The organism is Rhodoferax sp. RT5P35 (genome assembly GCF_056521385.1).
Genome location: NZ_JBWMAX010000078.1, coordinates 1 through 1,659 on the forward strand (window position 1 = coordinate 1; position 1,659 = coordinate 1,659).

A 1,659-nucleotide genomic window follows, 5' to 3' on the forward strand; every position below is an offset into this window, starting at 1 on the left:
ATCGCCCAGCCTAGGGTAAGCACGGACTGTTTTAAATACACGCACAGTGATTTAATAAATACATTAAATAAACCAAAATATTTATTAAAGCCTGCCCACGGTACACCCCAGGAGACAACCCCATGACTTCATCCCCCCTCCAGCCCACCCGCCGAACCGCCCTGGCTGCCCTGCCCGCTGCCACCGCCGGGCTGTTGCCCTGGCCTGGCCACGCCCAGTCCGCCTGGCCCGCCAAACCGGTGACACTGATCGTGCCCTTCCCCGCCGGGGGCGGCACCGACACCTTTGCCCGCCCGCTGTCGGCGCAGTTTGCCAAGCTGTCGGGCAAGCCGCTGATCATCGACAACCGGGGCGGTGCCGGGGGCACGCTGGGGGCCAGCATTGCCGCCAAGGCCACGCCCGACGGCTACACCTACTTCATGGGAGGCACGCACCATGTGATCGCCCCGTCGATGTACCCCAAGCTGGACTACGACCTGGAGAAAGACTTCGTCGCCCTCGCCTTGCTGGCCAACGTGCCGCAGGTGCTGGTAGTGAACCCGCAAAAAATCCCCGGCGACTTCAAGGCCTTCATGGAGCAGCTGCGCAAAAACCCCGGTAAGCTCAACTTTGGCTCGGCAGGTTCGGGTTCGGCCCACCACCTGGCGGGCGAGCTGTTCAAGATCCAGACCAAAACCTTCATCACCCACATCCCTTACCGGGGTGCGGGTCCGGCACTGCAAGGCCTGATTGCCGGGGATGTAGACATGGTGTTTGACGGCTTGGGTTCCAGCGCATCGCATATCAAGGGCGGCCGCATCAAGGCGCTGATGGTGGCGGGCAACAAGCGCAATGCGGCTTTTCCCGACGTGCCCTGCGCCGCCGAGCTCGGCCTGCCCGACTACACCATGCACACCTGGTACGGCCTGTGGGCGCCCAAAGCCACGCCACCCGAAGTGCAAAAACAGATGTTGGAACAGATCCGCCAGGTCGGCGCGTCCGAAGAGATCAAAACCATCTGGGCCGGCAACGGAGCCGAGTTCGGCACCATGCCGCCCGACAAGTTCCAGGCTTTCATCAGTTCGGAAATCAAGCGCTGGTCCAGCGTGGTGAAGACATCCGGCGCGAAGTTGGACTAAGCCGATGGCCACAAGCAACTGGAACACCCAGGCCACCCAACGTGCCCAGCGCCTGCAACAGGCCCGGCAAACGCTGGGCGGCAACCTGGCGGGCAAGGTGGTGCAGGCAGCGGATGCCGTGCGCCTGCTCAGCGCCACCATCGCCAGCGGCGACCGCGTCTGCCTGGAGGGCAACAACCAGAAGCAGGCCGACTTTCTGGCCAAAACCCTGACCCAGCTCAATCCCGCGCAAATCCACGACCTGCACATGGTGCAGTCGGTGCTGGCCCTGCCCGAGCACCTGGACTTGTTTGAACTGGGCATTGCCAGCAAGCTCGACTTCTCGTTCTCCGGCCCGCAGGCCGCCCGGCTGGCGCGGCTGGTGGCGGCAGGGCAAATCCAGATCGGTGCCATCCACACCTACCTGGAGCTGTTCAGCCGCTACTTTGTGGACCTGACCCCACGCATCGCCCTGGTCGCCGCGCACTCGGCCGATGCCCAGGGCAATCTGTACACCGGCCCCAACACAGAAGACACCCCGGCCATCGTCGAGGCCACCGCC

The 1,659-nt window shown here is 63.7% G+C and carries 2 protein-coding genes; both read left to right on the forward strand.

The annotated features are described in order from the left end of the window. Positions 1–122 precede the first annotated feature (122 nt). A complete protein-coding gene (locus AC097L_RS23735; RefSeq protein WP_479589197.1) occupies positions 123–1,118 on the forward strand; it encodes a Bug family tripartite tricarboxylate transporter substrate binding protein in 996 nt (331 codons plus the stop codon). A gap of 4 nt (positions 1,119–1,122) precedes the next feature. Next, the coding region (locus tag AC097L_RS23740; protein WP_479589198.1) for a malonate decarboxylase subunit alpha at positions 1,123–1,659 on the forward strand (537 nt) is incomplete at its 3' end.

Coding starts and splice junctions, on each gene's coding strand:
- AC097L_RS23735 (WP_479589197.1), top strand. CDS start 123: ATGACTTCATCCCCCCTCCAGCCCACCCGCCGAACCGCCCTGGCTGCC.